The sequence below is a fragment of the Bradyrhizobium sp. CCBAU 51765 genome, from assembly GCF_015291725.1.
Taxonomy (GTDB): Bacteria; Pseudomonadota; Alphaproteobacteria; order Rhizobiales; family Xanthobacteraceae; genus Bradyrhizobium; species Bradyrhizobium liaoningense.
On the sequence record NZ_CP030038.1, the window covers coordinates 7,427,550 to 7,447,601 of the forward strand.

The 20,052-nt window shown below is 66.0% G+C and carries 18 protein-coding genes; 11 read left to right on the forward strand and 7 right to left on the reverse strand.

Annotated features, from left to right (window positions below; translation table 11 throughout):
- From XH96_RS34410 to XH96_RS34420, 3 genes are read left to right on the forward strand one after another with little or no spacing between them, the layout of a single operon-like run.
- A complete protein-coding gene (locus XH96_RS34410) occupies window positions 1-954 on the forward strand; it encodes a hemin ABC transporter substrate-binding protein (protein WP_194389780.1) in 954 nt (317 codons plus the stop codon).
- Window positions 951-2,036: an iron ABC transporter permease gene (locus XH96_RS34415; protein WP_194389781.1), complete on the forward strand. Its 1,086-nt coding sequence runs from the start codon at window positions 951-953 to the stop codon at window positions 2,034-2,036. Before XH96_RS34410 ends, XH96_RS34415 begins: the two co-directional genes overlap by 4 nt.
- Window positions 2,033-2,833 (forward strand): heme ABC transporter ATP-binding protein, encoded by an 801-nt coding sequence (locus XH96_RS34420; RefSeq protein ID WP_194389782.1) that lies wholly within the window; start codon window positions 2,033-2,035, stop codon window positions 2,831-2,833. The genes XH96_RS34415 and XH96_RS34420 overlap by 4 nt, the downstream gene beginning before the upstream one ends.
- 164 nt (window positions 2,834-2,997) lie before the next feature.
- Here XH96_RS34420 and XH96_RS34425 read toward each other — a convergent pair whose 3' ends face one another.
- Both XH96_RS34425 and XH96_RS34430 read right to left on the reverse strand, forming a co-directional pair.
- Window positions 2,998-4,674, reverse strand: a complete 1,677-nt coding sequence (locus tag XH96_RS34425; protein WP_194389783.1) for a mucoidy inhibitor MuiA family protein — start codon at window positions 4,672-4,674, stop codon at window positions 2,998-3,000.
- Between the two features lie 174 nt (window positions 4,675-4,848).
- Window positions 4,849-5,469, reverse strand: coding sequence for a response regulator transcription factor (locus XH96_RS34430; protein WP_194389784.1), 621 nt, complete (start codon window positions 5,467-5,469; stop codon window positions 4,849-4,851).
- A 203-nt stretch (window positions 5,470-5,672) separates the two neighbouring features.
- Here XH96_RS34430 and XH96_RS34435 point away from each other — a divergent pair, with 203 nt between their 5' ends.
- Complete coding sequence (locus XH96_RS34435; RefSeq protein ID WP_194389785.1) at window positions 5,673-6,701, forward strand: AraC family transcriptional regulator; 1,029 nt, start codon at window positions 5,673-5,675, stop codon at window positions 6,699-6,701.
- A gap of 2 nt (window positions 6,702-6,703) precedes the next feature.
- Here XH96_RS34435 and XH96_RS34440 read toward each other — a convergent pair whose 3' ends face one another.
- Window positions 6,704-7,915 carry an NnrS family protein gene (locus XH96_RS34440; RefSeq protein ID WP_194389786.1) on the reverse strand — a complete coding sequence of 404 codons (1,212 nt, stop codon included), beginning with the start codon at window positions 7,913-7,915 and terminating at the stop codon, window positions 6,704-6,706.
- Window positions 7,916-8,044: 129 nt separating this feature from the next.
- Here XH96_RS34440 and XH96_RS34445 point away from each other — a divergent pair, with 129 nt between their 5' ends.
- Window positions 8,045-8,755, forward strand: coding sequence for a Crp/Fnr family transcriptional regulator (locus tag XH96_RS34445; RefSeq protein ID WP_194389787.1), 711 nt, complete (start codon window positions 8,045-8,047; stop codon window positions 8,753-8,755).
- Window positions 8,756-8,863: 108 nt separating this feature from the next.
- On the opposite strand, the gene XH96_RS34450 is transcribed toward XH96_RS34445, so the two are convergent.
- The gene (locus XH96_RS34450; RefSeq protein WP_131873994.1) at window positions 8,864-9,061 is read right to left on the reverse strand and encodes a DUF1858 domain-containing protein; all 198 of its coding nucleotides are present in this window, start codon (window positions 9,059-9,061) and stop codon (window positions 8,864-8,866) included.
- Between the two features lie 126 nt (window positions 9,062-9,187).
- The gene (gene hemN / locus XH96_RS34455; protein ID WP_194389788.1) at window positions 9,188-10,540 is read right to left on the reverse strand and encodes an oxygen-independent coproporphyrinogen III oxidase; all 1,353 of its coding nucleotides are present in this window, start codon (window positions 10,538-10,540) and stop codon (window positions 9,188-9,190) included.
- A 168-nt stretch (window positions 10,541-10,708) separates the two neighbouring features.
- Between hemN and XH96_RS34460 the strand changes: the two genes are divergently transcribed.
- The 5 genes from XH96_RS34460 (at window position 10,709) to XH96_RS34480 (ending at window position 16,279) form a co-directional block, all read left to right on the forward strand.
- Window positions 10,709-10,909, forward strand: a complete 201-nt coding sequence (locus XH96_RS34460) for a hypothetical protein (protein WP_194389789.1) — start codon at window positions 10,709-10,711, stop codon at window positions 10,907-10,909.
- 433 nt (window positions 10,910-11,342) lie between these two features.
- On the forward strand, window positions 11,343-12,440 hold the full coding sequence (gene nirK / locus XH96_RS34465; RefSeq protein ID WP_194389790.1) for a copper-containing nitrite reductase: 1,098 nt from the start codon (window positions 11,343-11,345) through the stop codon (window positions 12,438-12,440).
- 57 nt (window positions 12,441-12,497) lie between these two features.
- Window positions 12,498-13,376 carry an SUMF1/EgtB/PvdO family nonheme iron enzyme gene (locus tag XH96_RS34470; RefSeq protein WP_194389791.1) on the forward strand — a complete coding sequence of 293 codons (879 nt, stop codon included), beginning with the start codon at window positions 12,498-12,500 and terminating at the stop codon, window positions 13,374-13,376.
- Between the two features lie 175 nt (window positions 13,377-13,551).
- On the forward strand, window positions 13,552-14,577 hold the full coding sequence (locus tag XH96_RS34475) for a Fe(3+) ABC transporter substrate-binding protein (protein WP_194389792.1): 1,026 nt from the start codon (window positions 13,552-13,554) through the stop codon (window positions 14,575-14,577).
- A gap of 55 nt (window positions 14,578-14,632) precedes the next feature.
- Window positions 14,633-16,279, forward strand: coding sequence for an iron ABC transporter permease (locus tag XH96_RS34480; RefSeq protein ID WP_194389793.1), 1,647 nt, complete (start codon window positions 14,633-14,635; stop codon window positions 16,277-16,279).
- 132 nt (window positions 16,280-16,411) lie between these two features.
- Here XH96_RS34480 and XH96_RS34485 read toward each other — a convergent pair whose 3' ends face one another.
- Complete coding sequence (locus XH96_RS34485) at window positions 16,412-17,062, reverse strand: CoA transferase subunit B (RefSeq protein ID WP_028178644.1); 651 nt, start codon at window positions 17,060-17,062, stop codon at window positions 16,412-16,414.
- Between the two features lie 68 nt (window positions 17,063-17,130).
- Window positions 17,131-17,838, reverse strand: coding sequence for a CoA transferase subunit A (locus XH96_RS34490; protein WP_028178645.1), 708 nt, complete (start codon window positions 17,836-17,838; stop codon window positions 17,131-17,133).
- 272 nt (window positions 17,839-18,110) lie between these two features.
- Between XH96_RS34490 and XH96_RS34495 the strand changes: the two genes are divergently transcribed.
- Entirely contained in the window at window positions 18,111-20,039 is a 1,929-nt protein-coding gene (locus XH96_RS34495) for an AsmA family protein (RefSeq protein ID WP_194394380.1), read from the forward strand.
- Window positions 20,040-20,052: the final 13 nt, after the last annotated feature.

Sequence of the window (20,052 nt, forward strand, 5' to 3'; positions counted from 1 at the left end):
ATGGCATTTTGTCGCACCGTCGCCAATCTCCTGCTCTCCGGCACGATCGCGCTCGCGTCTGCCGCGCACGCGGCCGGCATCACCGTGCATGACGCGCGCAACCGCGATGTGGCCGTCACCGACTTCGCGCGCACCGTCTCGATCGGCGGCGCCATCACCGAGATCCTCTATGCGCTCGGGCTGGAGAGCCGCCTGGTCGGCGTCGACACCACGAGCCTCTATCCGCCGGCTGCGCTGCACGACAAACCCAATGTCGGCTACATGCGCCAGATCTCGGCTGAAGGCGTGCTGGGCCTCAACCCCACCCTGATCCTGGCGATCCAGGGCTCGGGCCCGCGCGAGACCATGGACATCCTGGAGACGGCGAAGGTGCCGCTGGTGCTGGTGCCTGAGACCTTCACCGAGCAAGGCCTGATCGAGAAGATAAGACTGGTCGGCCACGCCATGGGTGTCGATGCGCGTGCCGAATGTCTGAGCGCCGCCATCGGCGCCGACCTTGCGCAGCTCCGCGCACTGCGCGCCAAGGTGACGAAGCCGGTGCGCGTGATGTTCGTGATGTCGCTCCAGAATGGGCGGGCGATGGTGGCCGGCCGCAAGACCGCGGCCGACGAGATCATCCAGCTCGCGGGCGCGACCAATGCGGTGGACGATTACGACGGCTACAAGATCATCAGCGACGAGGCGATCGTGGCGGCCAGGCCCGAGTTCGTGCTGTCGATCGAGCGCGGCAAGGAGTCGCTCCAGGCCGACGCGGTCTATGCCCATCCCGGTTTTGCGCTGACGCCGGTCGCGGCCAACAAGAGCTTCATCACCATGGACGGGCTCTATCTGCTCGGCTTCGGGCCGCGAACGGCGGCGGCCGCGCGTGATCTGTCCGTCAAGCTCTATCCGGCGTTGGCCGACCAGGGCGGCGCGTTCGCGTCGGCGCTGTCGGCGGCGAACTGCCGGCAATGAGCGTGGCGGTCGGCATCGACGCACGGAGCCCGCGACGAAGCGCCAGCCGGCGGTCCGCATCCTTCGCGATTCCTGTCCTGATCGCGGTGCTCGCGGTGACGGCGATCGTCGCGCTGACCGTCGGCGCCGCCGGCATCCCCCTCTCCCGCCTGCCTGCGGCGCTGGGCCTTGCCGGCGAAAGCACTGCGATGGCGGCCCGCGACCAGCTCGTGCTGTGGTCGATCCGCATTCCACGGATCGCGGCAGCCGCGATGGTCGGCGGCCTGCTTGCCGCGGCCGGCGCGATCATGCAGGGGCTGTTTCGCAATCCACTCGCCGATCCCGCCCTGGTCGGCGTCTCCAGTGGCGGCGCGCTCGCAGCCGCAAGCGCGATCGTCTTCACCGATTCACGCTTCGGCGAGGCGCTGCGCTTTCTCCAGACCGAGCTGTTGCCGCTCGCGGCCTTCGCGGGATCGCTGGCGACCACCGCGATTCTCTACGGCATCTCGAGCCGCTCGGGGCGGACCTCGATAGCGATCTTCCTGCTCGCCGGCGTCGCCATCACCGCCATCGCCAATGCCGGCATCGGGCTGCTCGTGTTCATCGCCGACGACCGCCAGCTCCGCGACATCACGTTCTGGATGCTCGGCTCGATGAGCGGCGCGACCTGGACCAAGAGCGCCCTGCTCGCGCCGGTCCTCGTCATCGGGCTGGCCGCCTGCGCCTTGATCGCGCGCGGCCTCGATCTGCTGGTGCTCGGCGAGGCCGACGCTTTCCACGGCGGGGTCGACGTCGAACGCCTGAAGCGGATCTCGATCGTCATGGTCTCCGCCATGACCGGCGTCGCGGTGTCGATCAGCGGCGTCATCGGCTTCGTCGGCATCGTCGTGCCGCATCTGCTCCGCCTCGTGATCGGCCCGGCGCATCGCCTGCTGCTGCCGGCCTCGGTGCTATCAGGCGCGATCCTGATGGTCGGCGCCGACACGCTGGCACGCACCATCGTGGCGCCGGCCGAGATGCCGATCGGCATCCTGACCGCTGCCGTCGGCGCCCCCGTCTTCCTCTTCATCCTGCTGCGGCAGCGCGGGCTCGGCTCGCTATGAACGCGGTGATCGAGGCACGGCACTTGAGCAAGCGCGCAGGCCGCGCGACGCTGCTCGATGGCGTCGGCCTGACGGTTGCGGCGGGCGAGATGGTCGCCGTCATCGGCCCGAACGGCGCCGGCAAGTCGACGCTGCTGCGGCTGCTCTCCGGCGATCTTCGCCCCAGCGCAGGCGAGGTGCGCCTGAACCAGCGCGACATCCGCAGCTTCACGCCGCGCGAGCTTGCCGCGCGCCGCGCGATGCTGTCCCAGCACATCAATGTCACCTTCCCGTTCACGGTCGAGGAGATCGTGCTGATGGGCGCGGGCGAGCGCAGCCTGCGCGAGGCTGGACCGCTCGTCGATGCGGCGCTGGACGAGGTCGGCCTCGCGCATTTCCACGAACGGCAATTGCCGACGCTGTCAGGCGGCGAGCAGCAGCGCGCCCATTTCGCTCGCGTGCTGGTGCAGCTCGCCTGCGGCGAGGCCGAGCACGGCCCCGGGCTTCTGCTGCTGGACGAGCCGACCTCGAGCCTCGATCTGCGCCACCAGATCGACCTCGTCGAAGCGGCGCGCCGCCGCGCCGGCAATGGCACGGCAGTCATCGCGATCCTGCACGATCTCAATCTCGCGATCCGCTTCGCCGACCGGCTGATCGTGCTGAATGGCGGCAGGCTCGCCGCCGACGGACCGCGCGCGGAGATCGTCACACGCGAGATCATCCGGGATATTTTCGAGATCGACGCGGTGGTGCATCAGGCTGACGGCGTGCCGTATGTGCTGCCGCAGTCGATGCGGGCTGCACAGACTGGAATTTAGCCGATCCTGTTTCTGCAAAGACGGTGCGCTCCCTCCCCCGCTTGCGGGGGAAGGGTGGGGAGAGGGTGTCTCCACAACGGGACAATCCCCTAGAGGAGAGAGCCCTCACCCCAGCCCTCTCCCGCAAGCGGGAGAGGGAGCGCAACTCGTTCGTGGCTAGCAATCTACCCCGCCGGCACGATCACCATGCTCTTGTCCTTGGGCCAGCGGATGCGCCAGGCGAAGTTGATGTCCTTGGACTCGCCGGGCCTGGCGTCGAACGACCATTCCAGCACGCCGCGCCTGTCGCGGATGTTGCTCGCGGTCGGCTGGGTGCTCGAGGGCAGCATCTCGACGACGATGTCCTCGTTCTCGCTGACCGGAAGCTGATCTTCGATCGCGACCTTGATCGGGAAATCATGGCCGTTGCGGATCGTGGTCTTGAACGCGCGCTCATCGGTCTTCGACGTCGTCACGAGCAAGCCGGCCGAGCCCTCGTTGCGCTTGAGCACCGCGCGCTCGATTCTCACCTTGTCGTCGGCGCCGAAGCCGAGCCGCACGATGTCGTCCTTGGCGGATGCGGTGATCTTGCCGCGGCCGACGAAGACGCCGTCACGGTAGATCGCGACCTTGCCGGGCAGCAGCGTCGTGTCGTCCGTCTGCTTGAAGCTGGCTTCGAGGAACGCGGTCGGGTCCATCACCGGTGCCGCGCGCACCGCGAGCTCGGCGGGCACGTTGACCGAAGCGATACGGAGGCTCTTGGCGCCCTCGGCGGCGCCGAGGCTGACGCGGCCGGGAATCTTGAAGGTGGCCTGGAAATCGCCGATCTCGGCAACCGCCTGCTGCTCGTCGGCGCGCTCGGTCGCCTCTGCGACCTTGGACATGGGCTCGAACTGCGCCGAACGCTGGCGGACGGTTGGCGCGGGCCGCGCCAGGTCCGAGGCGCTGCCGAGCGCAAGGGGCTTCGGCACGTGCGGATATTGCGCAATCAGCGAGTTCAGCTCCGGCGCGCTGCCGCCGCGGCCGATGCGAACCGTGGAGACGCCGAGCGTCACGTTCGACCAGTCCTCGCCGGTCGATTGCGTGACCTCGGCGCGGCGGACGAGCTCGAGCTGAGGCTTGCGGTCCTTCGCGCCGGTGTCGAGCCGGGCGTCATAGAGCGGCATCCAGCGCGCATTGCGCACGGTGTAGGTCACCCGCAATGTCGCCTTGGTCGCCGCCGCCGAGGCGACGCCGATCCGCACTTCCAGCTTGCTCGGCGGCTTGGCCGAGCGCTCGGCCTCGAGCTGCGCGATCTGACGGTCGAGCTCGCGCTGTTTTCGCGTGGCATCGCGAATCGCGGTGTCGGCGATCGCGATCTCCTCGGCAACCGCCGCAAAAGCCGCGCGCCATTCGGTGATCGGCCGCGCCTCGCCCTTCTCGCCGAGGCCGGCCGGGGAGGCTTCGGCGAAATGCTGCGCAAATTTGCGCCGGGCATCGGCCGAGTCGATCGCACCTTGCAGATCGGCCCGCTGATCTCGCAGTGCTTCGATGCGCTTGTCGAGCTCGGGCAGGTTGACCGGCGGTGCGGCCTTCGGCGGCCGCGCGTCAATCGTGCCGATCGTGAGCTTGGCGCCCGCCTCGCCTTCGACCCGGAGCGACGACGGATCGAGCGAGAGGGGAAAATCCCTGGCGACCAGCGTCGAGTCGCCGGAGGCGAGATCCACCGAAATGACGCGGGTGACGGTGGCGCCGTCGGGATAGACGGTGACCGTGTCGGTCGCCGAATTGGCGTCCACGTTGGCCGCCCATGACGACGATGCGAGGGCCGTGGTCACCAGGACCAGGCTCGTGGTTGCCAACCGTTTTGCGGTGATGCGCATAAAGTCCCTCCTGCCGGTATCGCCGCGCCGCCAGCCGGACGCGCGCGATGAAATGCCTCGCCATCGTGATGAGACGCGGCGGGGAAGGAACTGGTTCGATTGGGGTTTCCTTGGGGCGCAGCCGCGGCAGCAGCATGGCCGCGGAACGCATCGGCGCGCGGCCTCGGCGGAGCCTCAGGCCTGCGTGGGCGAACTTTGGCCGAAGATGCGCCGAAGCAGATCGGTCACGTTGCGGGCGCCGGCCTTCTTCAGGATGCTGGCGCGGTAGCCCTCGACAGTCCGCGCGCTCAGATGCATCCGCCGGGCGATCTCCTTGTTGGTGAGGCCGGCAGCGAGATGCTCGAGCACGTCGCCCTCGCGCGCGGTCAGGGGCTCGCAGCCTGTCAGCCAGCGCTGCCGGCTCGCGCCGGGTTGCGCGAATTCGTCGATGGCGGCATCGATCCGGCCGACGATGTCGTGGGTGCGGAACGGCTTTTCGATGAAATCGGCCGCTCCGCTCTTGATGGCGTCGACGGCCATGGCAATGCTGCCGTTCGCCGACGTCACCAGCACGGGCGCCATGCAGCTCTCCCCGCGCAGCCGCTTGAGCACGTCGAGGCCGGACCGGTCAGGCGGCAGCTCCAGCAGCACGCAGGCCGGCATCCGCGCCTTCGCGGCCGACAAGAGGGATGCACAGTCGGCGAAACAGATCACCTCGTAGGCGTTCTGCTGGAGCGCGGTCGAAAGTTGTTCGCGGGAGGCAGCGTCGGTGTCGATGACGAATATCTCACCCTTGGAAAGCATGTTTCCCGGCATCATCCCGATCCAGCAATGTCTTGGTCAAAAGGCCTGAGACGGTAGCGGGCTCCATCGCCCTGCCGCGCCGTCATAAGCACGGCATTCACGCCCGTGCTTCGGTTTCCCTATGTATGTTCCGCCGGGTTCCTGGATTTGACGGACCGGGACAGAAAATTTACATTTCGGGACATCTGCGGGAGCAGCTGGCAGGAACGGTTCGCATGACCGACCTCATTCGCAGCTCGAGCCTGAGTTATTATCCGGAGGTCGCCCGGTCGGTCGGGCTCGACCCCAGGCAGATGATGCGCAAGGCCAGGCTGCCGCCAGCCTGCCTCGACAAGCCCGACACGCCCATTGCCGTCGCCGGCCTGCGCCGTCTGCTCGAATTGTCCGCGGAGGCGTCCGGGGCCGAAGATTTCGGCTTGCGCCTCGCCGAGCGCGGCGGCCTGATCAATTTCGGCACGGTCGGCTTGATCGTGCGCGAGCAAGCGACCGTCGGCGAGGCGATCGATGCGTTCTCGCGCTTCATCCATATCCATCACGATGGCATGCGGCTGGACGTTGCGCGCAGCAAGCAGACCGTGACCATCACGATGCATCTGCGCGGCCGGAAACCGAGCGCGTCGCGGCAGTCGATCGACGTGGCGCTCGGCAGTGTCCACCGCATCATCCAGTCGCTGTTCGGGCATGACTGGCGGCCGAAGGAGGTGCACCTGCATCATCCGCCGCCGCACGATCGCAAGCGCTATCGCGAATTCTTCGGCTGCCGCGTGATCTTCAACGCGAGGGATGACGCGATCGTGCTGTCCACGCACGATATGGAACGTCGGATCCCGAACGCGCATCCGCTGATCGCGAGCTATCTGCGCAAGCGGATCGAGGCGATCGAAACGCGGCCCGCGAGCTGGGAGCAGAAGGTCGACGAGGTCGTACGTTTCCTTCTTGCCGGTGGCGACTGCACGATCGAGCGCGTCGCCGAGCATCTTGCCTGCACCCGCCGCACCATCCACCGCCGCCTCGCAGCATCCGGCACCAGCTTCTCAGCCATCCTGGACGCGCAACGCGCCGATCTCGTGATCCAGCTGATCGACGCTCCCGGCCGGCGGCTGGCTGACATCGCGATGCAGCTTGGCTTCTCCGCGCAGAGCGCCATGGCGCGCTGGTTCCGCAGCCGGTTCGGCTGCACCATCACCGAGTGGCGCAAGGGCGTGCGGCCAGTGACGGCACCGCCCACGGCGACTGCAGCTTGAGTTCAGCGTGCGGGAGCAGGCACGCCCATCGTGGCGAGGCCACGCCGCCGGCTGCCGGCGAGCAGCGGGCCGAACGCGATGGCAAATCCGAGGAAAGCGACGATCCAGCCGCAAGCGGCGATGTGCAGCAACACATCGCCATGCGTGGGCAACACGACGGCAGCGACCCGGGCCAGAGCCGCGATGATGATCGCAGCATAGATTCCCTGGATCGCCGGCGAAGCCGTCAACGCCTGTCCGGTGTGACCGAGACTCGCGCGGGCCATGACCGCGAGCGTCATGGTTCCCGCCGCCCCCGCCATCCAGGCGTGGATGCCGGCGCTTGGCGGCAGCACACCGAAAACCGCGAGGGCATGCAGGATGAAACCGAACGGCACGAAGACGTAGCCGACATGCAGGATCACGAGCAGCCGCTCGCGGAAGGTGCGATCTCCGGCCCAGCGCGCAAGCCGCAGCAGGTGCAGCCCGCCGACAAGTGCCATCAGGACACCGGTGACGGCATTCGACGGCGCCACGATCCATGAGACGAGCGCGAGCGCGCTGCATCCGATCACCGCGCCATCGAAGCGTCCGAACGGCACGGGCAGTCGGCCGGGATTGAACTTGACCAGCCAGTTGCGGGTGAAGCTTGGGATGATGCGGCCGCCGATCAACGCAATCAGCAGAATGACCACGCTGATGCCGACACGGGTGCTGAGATCGGTCGCGCCTTCGAAATGCGTTTCGACATGAAAGCCGATGTTGCCGGCGAGCAGAACAAGCACCAGCCCGACCACGGGCAGGTTGCGCCAGTTGCCGCCTGCGATGATCTCGCGCATGGCGGCGGCGACGACCAATGCCAGGAAGGCCGCATCGACGATCAGCGCAAACGCCCAGCCGACATTGGCCGACATCGTCACGGCGATGCGCCCGACAAGCCAGACCATCAGCAGCGCCCCGAGCGGCGTCCCCTGGATCGGCAGCCGCCCCGTCCAATTCGGGATCGCCGTGAACAGGAAGCCGGTGATCACAGCCGGCAGGAAGCCATAGAGCATCTCGTGGATGTGCCAGTCGCGCGGCGCAAATGCGGAGCTCACCGACAGTTCGCCGTAGAACATCGGCACCCAGGCCAGGATCGACAGCGCCGCCTGGATCGCGGCGAGCAGGAAAAAGGGCCGAAAGCTGTTCGCGAGCAGCGGCCAGCCCGCAAAGTTACGGGATCGGGCGCCAGCCATGGCATCAACTCCAATAAATTCAGATCGTTGTCTGGAAAAATACCGCCACCCGACCGGCCCGTTTTGCGCTACCGCAAACACCAGGACGATTGCAGGTGCCATCACACTGCCGAGTGCCAAGGAGGCAGAATGGCCAAGGTCGACACATCGCTGGTTGCGCATCTGCCGCTGTTTGCGGGGGTGACGCCGGAAGCTCTGGACGAGATCCTGCGTGAGGCCCGCTCGGCCCGCTTTTCCAAGAACAGTGCCATCTTCGAGCAGGGGGCCGACGCGCAGTCCTTCTTCCTGCTGTTGCACGGCCATGTCCGCGCGGCCAAGACCACGCCGACCGGTGAGCAGATCGTGGTGCGCTATGTCGCGCCCGGCGAAACATTCGGGCTCGCGATGGCGATCGGAGCCGCGCGCTATCCGGCGACGGCGATGGCAGTCGACGACAGCGTGGTGCTGATCTGGCCGACCTCGGCCTGGCCGCGGTTGATCGAGCGGTTTCCGGCGCTCGCCGCCAACACGCTCCAGACCGTCGGCACCCGGCTTCAGGAGAGTCACACCCGCATCCTGGAAATGTCGACCCAGCAGGTCGAGCAACGCATCGCGCACGCGCTGCTGCGCCTCGCCAAGCAGTCCGGCAAGAAACTCGACCACGGCATCGAGATCGACTTCCCGATCAGCCGCCAGGACATCGCGCAGATGACCGGCACCACGCTGCACACCGTCAGCCGCATCCTGAGCGGCTGGGAGAGCCAAGGCCTCGTGGAGAGCGGCCGCCAGCGCATCATCCTGCGCGAGCCCCACAAGATCGTCGTGCTGGCGGAGCGGAACGCCGACGGCGGCGCGGCGTGAGAGCTGACGCCGGGATGTCTCCGCGGATGGAGATGAGGGGCGCTTCCGCTTACGGCGAAAGCGCTCCCTCCTTCAGGAACGCGCGCGCCCGCGCGATTCCAGACCGCTTCACGCCGGCACGCAATCGCTCAATGCAGCGAGGAATTTATCGCGCTCGATGCCATGCTCGCGGCAGGCATCATCCACGGTGTGGAAGGTCGCGATTGGACAGCCGACGCAGGCCATCCTGAAGGCGAGAAACACGCGGATCGTGTGCGGCGCCGTACGCATGATGTCATCGACCAGATCGTCGGATCCGAAGGGCATGGACAACTCCATTCCGAATTGACGATAAAGGCGCGGGCGGAAGCCTCTTTGTTGAAGCGCAAGCTGTTGCCAGTTCCGCCACGATCACTCCGGGGCTCGCGCTTCGCGCGCCCCGAATGAATCAAGCTAAACCGCCCGGCTGTGGAGTTGCCTACCGGGATCCAGATGCGCATCGAATGCGGCGGCAACGCTGCGGACCAGGAAGCGCGAATCCTTGGCGACCGCGAGCCGGTCGCCGTCCAACCGCACGACGCCGTCGGAGATCAGCGGCTTCAGACGGGCTGCCGATTTCAGCATCGCGCCGGCCTCTGCGCCATGACGGGCGCAGATGTCGCCGAGATCGGCACCGAACTCGCACATGATGCGTTCGATGATGTCGGCGCGCAGCCGGTCGTCGTCGGTGAGTCCATAGCCCTTCGCCGTGGCGAAGCGGCCGGCGGCGATGCTCTGCGCGTAGGCACCGATCTGCACGTCGTTCTGGACGTAGCCCTGCGGAAGGTGGCCGATCGCGCTCGCGCCGAAGCCGAGCAGGACTTCACTCTTGTCGGTGGTATAGCCTTGAAAATTGCGCCGCAGCGTCCGCTCCTCGAACGCCACCGCCATGGAATCGTCGGGCCGTGCGAAATGATCGAGCCCGATCTGCACGTAACCGGCCTCCTTCAGGGCATTTGCGATCGCGCAGGCCTGGTCGTGGCGCGCAAGACCGTCGGGCAGCACGGCCTCGTTGATCATGCGCTGGTGCTTCTTGAAATCAGGTACATGAGCATAGCCGAACACCGAGAAGCGGTTGGGCGCGAGCGCGAGGCTGCGCCGCACGGTGTCCAGGCACGAAGCGACAGTCTGGTGCGGCAAGCCGTAGATCAGGTCGAAATTGATTCCCTCGATGCCCGCGCCGCGGAGCATGTTGACCACGGACCCGGTCTGTTCGAAGCTCTGCACGCGGTTGATCGCCCTCTGCACCACGGGATCGAAGCTCTGCACGCCGAGGCTCGCGCGGTTGACGCCGGAGAGCCGCATGGCCTCGACCATGTCGCCGGACAATGTGCGGGGATCGATCTCGACCGCGATCTCGGCCGAAGGCAGCACGAAGAATTTCTGACGCAGCGTCGCCATCAACTCGGCAAAAGCCTCCGGCGCCATGATCGTCGGCGTGCCACCACCGAAATGGATGTGCTCGACCTTGATGCGGCGCCCGATGGTTTCGGCGGTTAGCGCAATCTCGCTGCGCAGCGTCCGCTGATAGCCGGCGACGAGATCATCGCGGCGGACGATCTGGGTATGGCAGCCGCAGTACCAGCACATCTCCCGGCAGAACGGCACGTGCAGATAAAGCGACGCGCTGGCGCCCGCCGGCAGTTCCGCGAGCCACTGAGCATAGGTGCCTGGACCGATCGCGGGCGAAAAGTGCGGTGCGGTCGGATAGCTCGTGTAGCGTGGCAGGCGTTCCTCGCCGTAGACCGCCGCAAGATCAGCTCTCATGTCTTATCCATTCGTCAATTTCCGCCGCGCGCAGACATCACGGCAAATCCGCGGAATGCGTGTTAATTAACCCGGATGCGCGGAATCGACTTTGCGCTCGCGCAAAGCGCGGCGGCCGGTTCCCGGCCATGATTTGGCCAATTCGCGTCGCCATCCGGAGCGCTTGCCATGAGGCCTCTTGCACTCGAACTCATTCTCTCCCTGCTCGACGTCCGCGGCCATATCCCGCGTTTCGACGACTTCCGGCCGGCCCCGGCTACACCAGCCGCCGGCGGCGTCGTGCGCGCCCTGGCTGCGGCAATTGCCGTCTTCGTCGTGCTGTCGCTGGCGATCTGGGGGACGGTCGGCCTCGTCATGTATCTCCCCTAAACTGGTCGCCTCTTCGCGAAGGCCATTGCCGGTGCGGGCCTCCCCACGTCCCTGCCCGGACACGCCGGTCCCGCCGAGGTCGCAATCCAACTTGGAGATGCGAACGAGTTGCTGCTGAGCGCCAATGCGGTTGCGGTCACGCTCGCCAATCCGTGGCGCCAGTTACCGCAAAGGCCGATCGCGTCGACAACGCGCAGCAGCGGGTCAGAATGTCCTCACCGCTATCCGGCCGCTGGTCGCTCGCTCCCGACATCCGCATCGCATCACGCCTTCGGACGCGATCGAAATGGCATCGCCGATCCTGCGCCGCCGAGCACCTAAGTACTGTTGCGGAGGTGAATCCGGCGGGAGCTTGTCGCAGCGCAAACACACTTGCCGCGATCGGCGCAGACTGCATTCCGTCATCAAAACCTTTTCATGAAGGATGCTTCCGATGTTTACCCGCAGAGCCGCATTGATCAGCGCCGCCGCGACCGCCCTGATGCTGGCGACCCCGGCTTTCGCCGCCAGCGATCTCAAGCTGCCGCGTCAGAAGGTAGAGCTGGTCGCTCCGCCCTTCGTGCACGCGCACGAGCAGGCCACGACGCAGGGGCCCAAGATCGTCGAGTTCAAGCTGACGGTCCAAGAGAAGAAAGTCGTCATCGACGACAAGGGCACCACCTTCCAGGCGATGACGTTCAACGGCTCGATGCCGGGACCGCTCATGGTCGTACACGAGGGTGACTATGTCGAGCTGACGCTGGTCAATCCCGCCACCAACACCATGCCGCACAACATCGACTTCCATTCCGCGACCGGCGCGCTCGGCGGCGGCGAACTCACGCTCATCAACCCCGGCGAACAGGTCGTGCTGCGCTGGAAGGCGACCAAAACCGGCGTGTTCGTCTATCACTGCGCACCGGGCGGCCCGATGATCCCCTGGCACGTCGTCTCCGGCATGAACGGTGCAGTGATGGTGCTGCCGCGCGACGGGCTGAACGACGGCAAGGGCCGAGCGCTGAAATACGACAAGGTCTACTATATCGGCGAACAGGACATGTACGTGCCGCGCGACGGGAAGGGCAACTTCAAGTCCTACGAATCGCCCGGCGAAGCCTTCACCGAGACCGAAGAGGTGATGAACAAGCTGATCCCCACCCATGTCGTGTTCAACGGCAAGGTCGGCGCGCTCACCGGCAAGAACGCGCTCACCGCCAAGGTCGGGGAGAACGTGCTGATCGTGCATTCGCAGGCCAACCGCGACAGCCGTCCGCATCTGATCGGCGGCCATGGCGATTATGTCTGGGAGACCGGCAAGTTCGGCAATGCACCGGAGGTCGGGCTCGAGACCTGGTTCATCCGCGGCGGGTCGGCGGGAGCTGCGCTGTACAAATTCCAGCAGCCCGGCATCTACGCCTATGTCACGCACAATCTAATCGAGGCGGCCAATCTCGGCGCCACCGCGCACTTCAAGGTCGAAGGCAAGTGGAACGACGATCTGATGACCCAGGTGAAGGCCCCTGCCGAAATACCGCCTGCCAGCACCAACTAGACGCGACAAGGGGCCGGTGATTGATCACCGGCCCCTTCTTCCTTCGGGGGGATCATCATGCTGATCGCATTCAAGCTCAAACTGGTGCTCGCCTGCGCGGCCGGGCTTGTGGGCCCGCTGACCGTTGCGCCTCTGGTTTCCGAGATAGCGACGCATAATGCGGGAGGCGAGCCAGCCATGGTCGAGGTCGTTCGCGGCAACTTCTCATATCGTGAGGCCGGCGACTTCACCCGCGGCGGGCAGCAGGCGGAAGCGCCGCTGCGCACGATCCGGATCGACCGGCCGCTGCACATCATGCGGAATCAGGTCTCCTCATCCGACTATCAGCTTTGCGCGAAGGATGGCGCCTGCCGTGCGCTCGACCGTGACGTGGCGATCGCCCCCGATCGTCCCGCAGTGCAGGTGAGCTGGCACGATGCCGAGGCCTACGCAGGCTGGCTGTCGCGCAAGACCGGCCGGCATTACCGCCTGCCGAGCGACGAGGAATGGGCGTTTGCCGCCGGCTCCAGGTTCAGGGATGATGGTGTGCCGGTCGATGCAAGCGACCCTTCGAAGCGCTGGATCAGCCGCTATGAGCGTGAATCCGAACGCGGCCTCACCGACACCACGGCCCATCCGTTCGGCAAGTTCGGCCCGAACGAGCACGGCGTCGAAGATCTCGCCGGCAACGTCTGGGAGTGGACCTCGAGCTGCTTCGTGCGCTCGCGCGTCGACGAGGCCGGAAATGCAGGCCGCCCGACCGTGAACTGCGGGGTGCGTATCGCCGAAGGCGCCCACCGCGCCTATGTCACCGATTTCATCCGCGACGCCCGCGCCGGCGGCTGCGCCCAAGGCGTGCCGCCCGCCAACCTCGGCTTCCGCCTGGTGCGCGAGGAGACGCCATGGCTGGTCAGCGTGTCGCAGCGCCTGAGCAAGACGTGGCCGGCAAGATCATAATCATAGCGGCGCGCATCGCTTTCCCGTCAACGTCTCGATCCACCAATTAGAATCGATCTAAAAACAATATTGGAATCCCTCTAAGTCATGGCTCTCGCGACATCGCGTCGCTGACGTTGCCGCATCGCCTGCGCTACTCAATCGGGCGTTCAATCGCGCGCCTGGAGCAGCCCTTATGATCAAACTTCGCGTCCTCGCCGCGTCCGCGGCGGTGTTGAGCCTGACCTCGGCCTTCGTGTCGAAGGCAGCCGCCAATGGCGAGGTCAACGTCTATACCTATCGCGAGACCAAGCTGATCCAACCGCTGTTCGACGCCTTCAGCAAGGATACGGGCATCAAGGTCAATGTCGTCTCCGCAAGCTCCGGTCTGGAGCAGCGCATGAAGGCGGAAGGCGCCAACAGTCCGGCCGACGTGCTGCTGACGGTGGACATCGGCCGCATCGACGAGGCCGTGCAGGCCGGCGTCACCCAGCCGATCAAGTCGGAGGCGGTCGACAAGGTCGTGCCGGCGCAATATCGCGATCCGGACGGACACTGGGCCGGCATCTCCATGCGCGCGCGCGTGATCTATGCCTCGAAGGATCGCGTCAAGCAGGACAAGATCACCTATGAGGAGCTCGCCGATCCCAAGTGGAAGGGCAAGATCTGCATTCGCTCGGGCCAGCACATCTACAACAACGCGCTGTTCGCGGCCTACACGGCCAAGTACGGCGAGGCCAAGGCCGAGGAATGGCTGCGCGGCGTGAAGGCCAATCTCGCGCAGAAGCCGTCGGGCGGTGATCGCGAAGCCGCGCGTGACGTTGCCGCCGGCAAGTGCGACATCGGCATCGGCAACACCTATTACTGGGCGCTGATGATCAACAACGATCCCGAGAAGAAACCGTGGGCGGAGGCGACCCGCGTAATCCTGCCGACCTTCGAGGGCGGCGGCACCCACGTCAACCTCTCCGGCGTGCTGCTCGCCAAGCACGCGCCCAACAAGGCCAACGGCATCAAGCTGATCGAGTGGCTCGTCAGCGAGCAGGCGCAGCAGATGTATGCCGACCAGAATTACGAATATCCGGTTCGCGCCGGTGTCGCCATCAACTCTACCATCGCGGGCTACGGCAAGCTCGGCCCGGATCCGTTGCCGATCGCAAAGATCGCCGCCAACCGTAAGGCTGCGGCCTCGCTGGTGGACAAGGTCGGCTTTGACAACTGATCTCTGGCGGCCCTCGTCTCTCAAACTGGCAGAAGCTTCGGGCGCACGGCCTCGTTTGAGAGGCCGCGCCCACGCCGGGCGCGCCGCGACCGCAATCGCGATCGCAACCGCGATCCTGGTCGCGGCGCCCGTGATCTCGATCGTTTCGCTGGCTCTGCAGCCGGCGCCCGATGTGTGGCACGACCTGATCAACTACGTGCTGCCGGCCGCCCTCTTGGACACCGCGCTTCTGCTCGTCGGGGTCGGGGCGCTCACACTTCTGATCGGCGCCGGCACTGCATGGGTGATATCGCGCCACGATTTTCCCGGCCGGGGCATCCTCCTGTGGCTGATGCCGCTGCCGCTGGCGATTCCGACCTATCTTGCGGCGTACGTCTATGCCGACCTGTTCGAACCGCTCGGCCTGGTGCACCGCACCCTCGCAATCTGGCTGCCGTTGCGCGATCCCCTCGGCCATCTGCCCAACCTGCGCTCGCTGCCGGGGGCCGTCTTCGTGATCGGGCTCGTGCTCTATCCTTACGTCTATCTGTCGGCGCGCGCGACGTTTCAGGTTCAGTCTGCCGAATTCGCCGAGGCGGCTAGGACGCTGGGAGCCGGCCGATGGACCGTTTTCTGGCGCGTTTCACTGCCGATGGCGCGGCCGGCGCTCGCGGTCGGCGTGGCGCTGGTCGCGCTGGAGACGCTCAACGACATCGGCGCCAGCGAATATCTCGGCATCCGCACGCTGACGGTCTCGATCTTCACCACCTGGCTCAACCGCGGCAGCCTCGCCGGTGCGGCGCAACTCGCATGCCTGATGCTTGCGATCGTCGCCGGCCTGATCGCGATGGAGCGTTACGGCCGTCGCAACGCCAACGCCGAATTCTCGGCCGAAAGCCCGCATGTGAGGCAGCGAACCCCGCTTTCGGGCGCAAGAGCGTGGATCGCATTCGCGGTCTGCGTGCTGCCGGTGCTGATCGGCTTCGTCGTGCCGCTGTTCTATCTGGCGCATCAGGCTCTCGGTCGCGGACTGCTTGCAGATTTCGACCCACTCCTGTGGCGCCACACCTTCCATTCGTTTGCCTATGCAGCGCTCGCGACGCTCATGGCGCTGATGCTTGCGCTCGCCACGACGATCGCGCACCGCTTTCGGCCGGATCCTCTGCGATATGTGGCGATGAGCATCGCGCAGGCCGGCTACGCGCTGCCGGGTCTCGTGATTGCCCTCGGCTTGCTGACCCCCGTACTGGCGGTCGACAACGCGCTGAGTGCGGTCGCTGCCTGGACGGGACGTTCGCTGCCCGGGCTGATCCTGGTCGGCTCGGGGACAGCCGTCGTCATCGCCTACACGATTCGTTTTCTGGCGGTGCCGGTCGGCATGATCAAGGCCGGGTTCGACAGCATTCCGCGCGACTATGACGAGAGCGCGCGGACGGTCGGCGCGGGCCAGGCGGTCATGTTGAGGCAGATCTATCTGCCGTTGCTCCGGCCCGCGATGCTTGGCGCCGTCATCATCATGTTCGTCGACTGCCTGAAGGAGCTCCCGGCAACGCTGCTCTTGCGGCCCCTCAACGTCGAAACGCTGTCGACGTCGATCTACCAGTTCGCAAGCCGCGGCAATTTCGAGGACGGCGCGCTCGCGGCCCTCCTGATCATCGCCGCCAGCATCGGCCCCGTTGTCTGGCTGACCCGGTTCTCCGAGGTGCCGAGCGGTCCCGCTTGAAGGCATGGGCTCATCATCCGAGCACCCGGGGTGCTTCGACTAATCGAGTTGCCGTCAACCAACCTGATCGCTGAACCAAAATCCCAAGGACGCGCCGACCGTATCGTCATGCGCGCCCCCAGCGTTTCTCGCTTACGTGTTCTTCAGCGCGACGCGGAATTCCGCTTCGGTCTTGGACTTGACCTCGTCGAGCGAAACGCCGTCGGCGAGCTCGATCAGCGCCATGCCGCCATTGCCATGCTTGTCGATGGTGAAGACGGCCAGATCGGTGACGACCATGTCGACCACGCGCTCGCCGGTCAGCGGCAGATTGCACTGCTTCAAGAGCTTCGGGCCGTCCTTGGCCGAATGCTCCATCACCACGATGACGCGCTTGACGCCGGCGACGAGATCCATCGCACCGCCCATGCCCTTGACCATCTTGCCGGGGATCATCCAGTTGGCAAGGTCGCCGTTCTGGGCCACCTGCATGGCGCCGAGGATCGACAGGTCCATGTGGCCGCCGCGGATCATGCCGAAGGAATCCGCGCTCGAGAAGTACGAGGTCGAGGGCAGTTCGCTCACGGTCTGCTTGCCGGCGTTGATGAGATCGGCGTCTTCCTCGCCCTCATAGGGGAACGGACCCATGCCGAGCATGCCGTTCTCGCTCTGCAGGCTGACGTCCATGCCGTCCGGGATGTAGTTCGAGACCAGCGTCGGGATGCCGATGCCGAGATTGACGTAATAGCCGTCGCGCAGTTCCTTCGCGGCGCGCGCGGCCATCTGTTCACGGGTCCAGGCCATCGTTGTGCTCCTGTCGATTCTTTAGTGGCGCATGATCTGATCGGAAAACCGGTGTCCAGTTTTCCGGATCATGCGCTCGGGCGCGGGCGGGTGTTGCGGAATTCGATGCGCTTCTTGGCCGTGCCGACCTCGACGATGCGCTTCACGAAGATGCCGGGCGTGTGAATGTGGTCGGGATTGAGCTCACCGGCCGGAACCAGATGCTCGACCTCGGCCACCGTGATCTTCGCGGCGGTCGCCATCATCGGGTTAAAATTGCGCGCGGTCTTGCGGTAGATGAGGTTGCCGGCGGTGTCGCCCTTCCAGGCGTGCACGATGGCGAGGTCGGCGAACAGGCCGCGCTCCATCAGGTACTTCTCGCCGTCGAATTCCTTAACTTCCTTGCCTTCGGCGATCAGCGTGCCGACGCCGGTCTTGGTGTAGAAGGCCGGGATGCCGGCGCCGCCCGCGCGGATGCGCTCGGCCAGCGTGCCCTGCGGATTGAATTCGAGTTCCAGCTCCCCGGCGAGGAATTGCTGGGCGAACAGCTTGTTCTCGCCGACATAGGACGAGATCATCTTCTTGATCTGACGGGTTTCGAGCAGGCGGCTGAGGCCGATGCCGTCGACGCCGGCATTGTTGGAGACCACCGTCAGGCCCTTGACACCGGACTCCCGGATCGCGTCCGACAGCTCCTCGGCAATGCCGCAGAGGCCGAAGCCACCCGACATGATCATCATGTTGTCTTTTAGAATGCCGTCGAGCGCCGACTTGGCGTCGGGATAGACCTTGTTCATGCAAAAAACCTCGACTGAACCTTCGGCTTGCTGGCCGTCGCGCCTTATTGGCGGCGATTATTAGGCGAAATCGTCCGAAGCCGTCAATGATACGGGGTTCTCCGCTGCGCCGCTGGGTGGTAGAAGCTGCCCACGCCGTGGGCATAACCGTGCAGCGGCCTTGAAAGCGTCAAGAAAACCCATCAAGTTGCGGGGGTTGGGTGTGGGCGCGCAGGTTTCCCGGCCCGCCCTCTGGCTCCAACGACCAACCCGATCAGGACATGCCATTGACCATGGCCCAAGGAATGAAGCGCCTCGGGACGCCGATCGCGGCGCTGCTCGGCGTCGCGCTGATCGCCCTGATCGCGACCTCCTGGCTCATCAACCGCGACGCGCTGCGCAAGGCGGTCGAAGCGCAGATCCGCGACGTCACCGGGCTGGAGCTCAATGTCGCAGGCAGCATCGACATTTCGGTGCTGCCGGCGAGCTACATCTCCTTCCATGACGTCGGCCTCAAGGGCGGCGGCACCAGCACGCCAGCGCTCCAGGTCGACGTGCTCACCGCAAATCTGCGGCTGCTGCCGCTGCTGCTGCAGCGGTTCGAGATCGCCGACCTTACGCTGCTGCGTCCGCGCATCCACGTCAGCCTCAAGCCGGACGGCGAGAGCAACTGGACGCCCTTCATCCAGACCATCGCGCGCACCATGAAGCCCGGGGCCGAGAACCAGGTCTCGTTCTCCGAAATCCGGATCCAGGACGGCGTGCTCGACTACGAGGACGCCGCCACGCGCGCCACCGAGAAGCTCGAGGACATCGACCTGTCGCTGGCCTGGCCTTCGATCTCGCGCTCCTTTGCCGCGACCGGACAGTTCGACTGGCGCGGCGAGCGTGTCGACGGCTCGATCAGCTTTTCCGATTTCGTCGCCGCCCTCTCCGGTGACCGGTCCGGCCTGAAGGCGCGAATCGCCAGCGCGCCGCTCAAGCTCGCCTTCGACGGCAGCGTCGCCAATCGCACCAGCCCCATGATGGAAGGCACGCTCACCGTCGACAGCCCGTCCTTGCGCAACGCGCTGCGCTGGACCGGGCAGCCGCAGCCCGGCAGCGGCGGCTTCGGCCGCTTCGCGCTGAAGGCGCGCGCCAACGTCGTCGGCCCCTCGATCGCGCTCACCAATGTCAATGTCGAGCTGGACGGCAACGCCGCCGAGGGCGTCATGACCTACGCCAATAACGGCCGGCAGACGCTGCAGGCGACGCTCGCCGCCGACGCGCTCGACTTCACACCTTATATCTCGACCTTCCGCCTGCTCGCGAGCGGCGCGCGCGACTGGAACCGGCAACTGTTCGATCTCAACGGATTGTCGACCACCGACCTCGACATGCGCCTGTCCGCGGCCAAGCTGACGGTCGGGCCGACGAAGCTCGGCCGCACCGCGATCGGCGCCAATTTGCGCAATGGCACGCTGGCGCTCTCGGTCGGCGAGGCGCAGGTCTATGGCGGGATCGCAAAGGGCTCGTTCGGCATCGCCCGGTCTGACACCGTCGCCGACATCAAGGCGCAATTCCAGTTCACCGACGTCGATCTCCAGGCCTGCGCCACCGAGCTGTTCGGCCTCAACAAGCTGTCCGGCCGCGGCAACATCAACGTCTCGCTCCTCGCCTCCGGATCGAGCCCGTTCGGCCTCGTGCAGTCGCTCGACGGAAGTGCCACCGTGACCGGGCATGACGGCGCGATCGCAGGCTTCAACGCCGAGCAGCTCCTGAAGCGGCTGGAGCGGCGGCCGCTGTCGGGCGGCGGCAATTTCCGCAACGGCTCGACGCCCTACACCAATCTCACCATCGCCGTGAAATTCTCCGACGGCGTCGCCACCGCCGAGGACATCCGCGTCGAAGGGCCGGCGGCGAAGATCACGCTCACCGGCACCGCCTCGGTGCCGACGCGCGAATACGACATGAAGGGCGTGGCAAGCCTCAACAGCGCCTCGGGATTCGAATTGCCGTTCGTGGTGCAGGGGCCATGGGACGATCCGCTGATCTTCCCCGATCCGGAAAGCCTGATCCGCCGCTCGCCGGCCTCCGCGCCGTTGCTCGACATGCTCAAGGACCGCAAGGGAGGCGATGCCGTGCGCTCCGCGATCGAGCGCATCACGGGAAGCGGAAAGCGTCCCGCGCCGGCGGAAGCGCCGACGGCGGAAAATTCCAAAGAGACCGCCAAGTCCAACTAAGCTGACGTCCGAC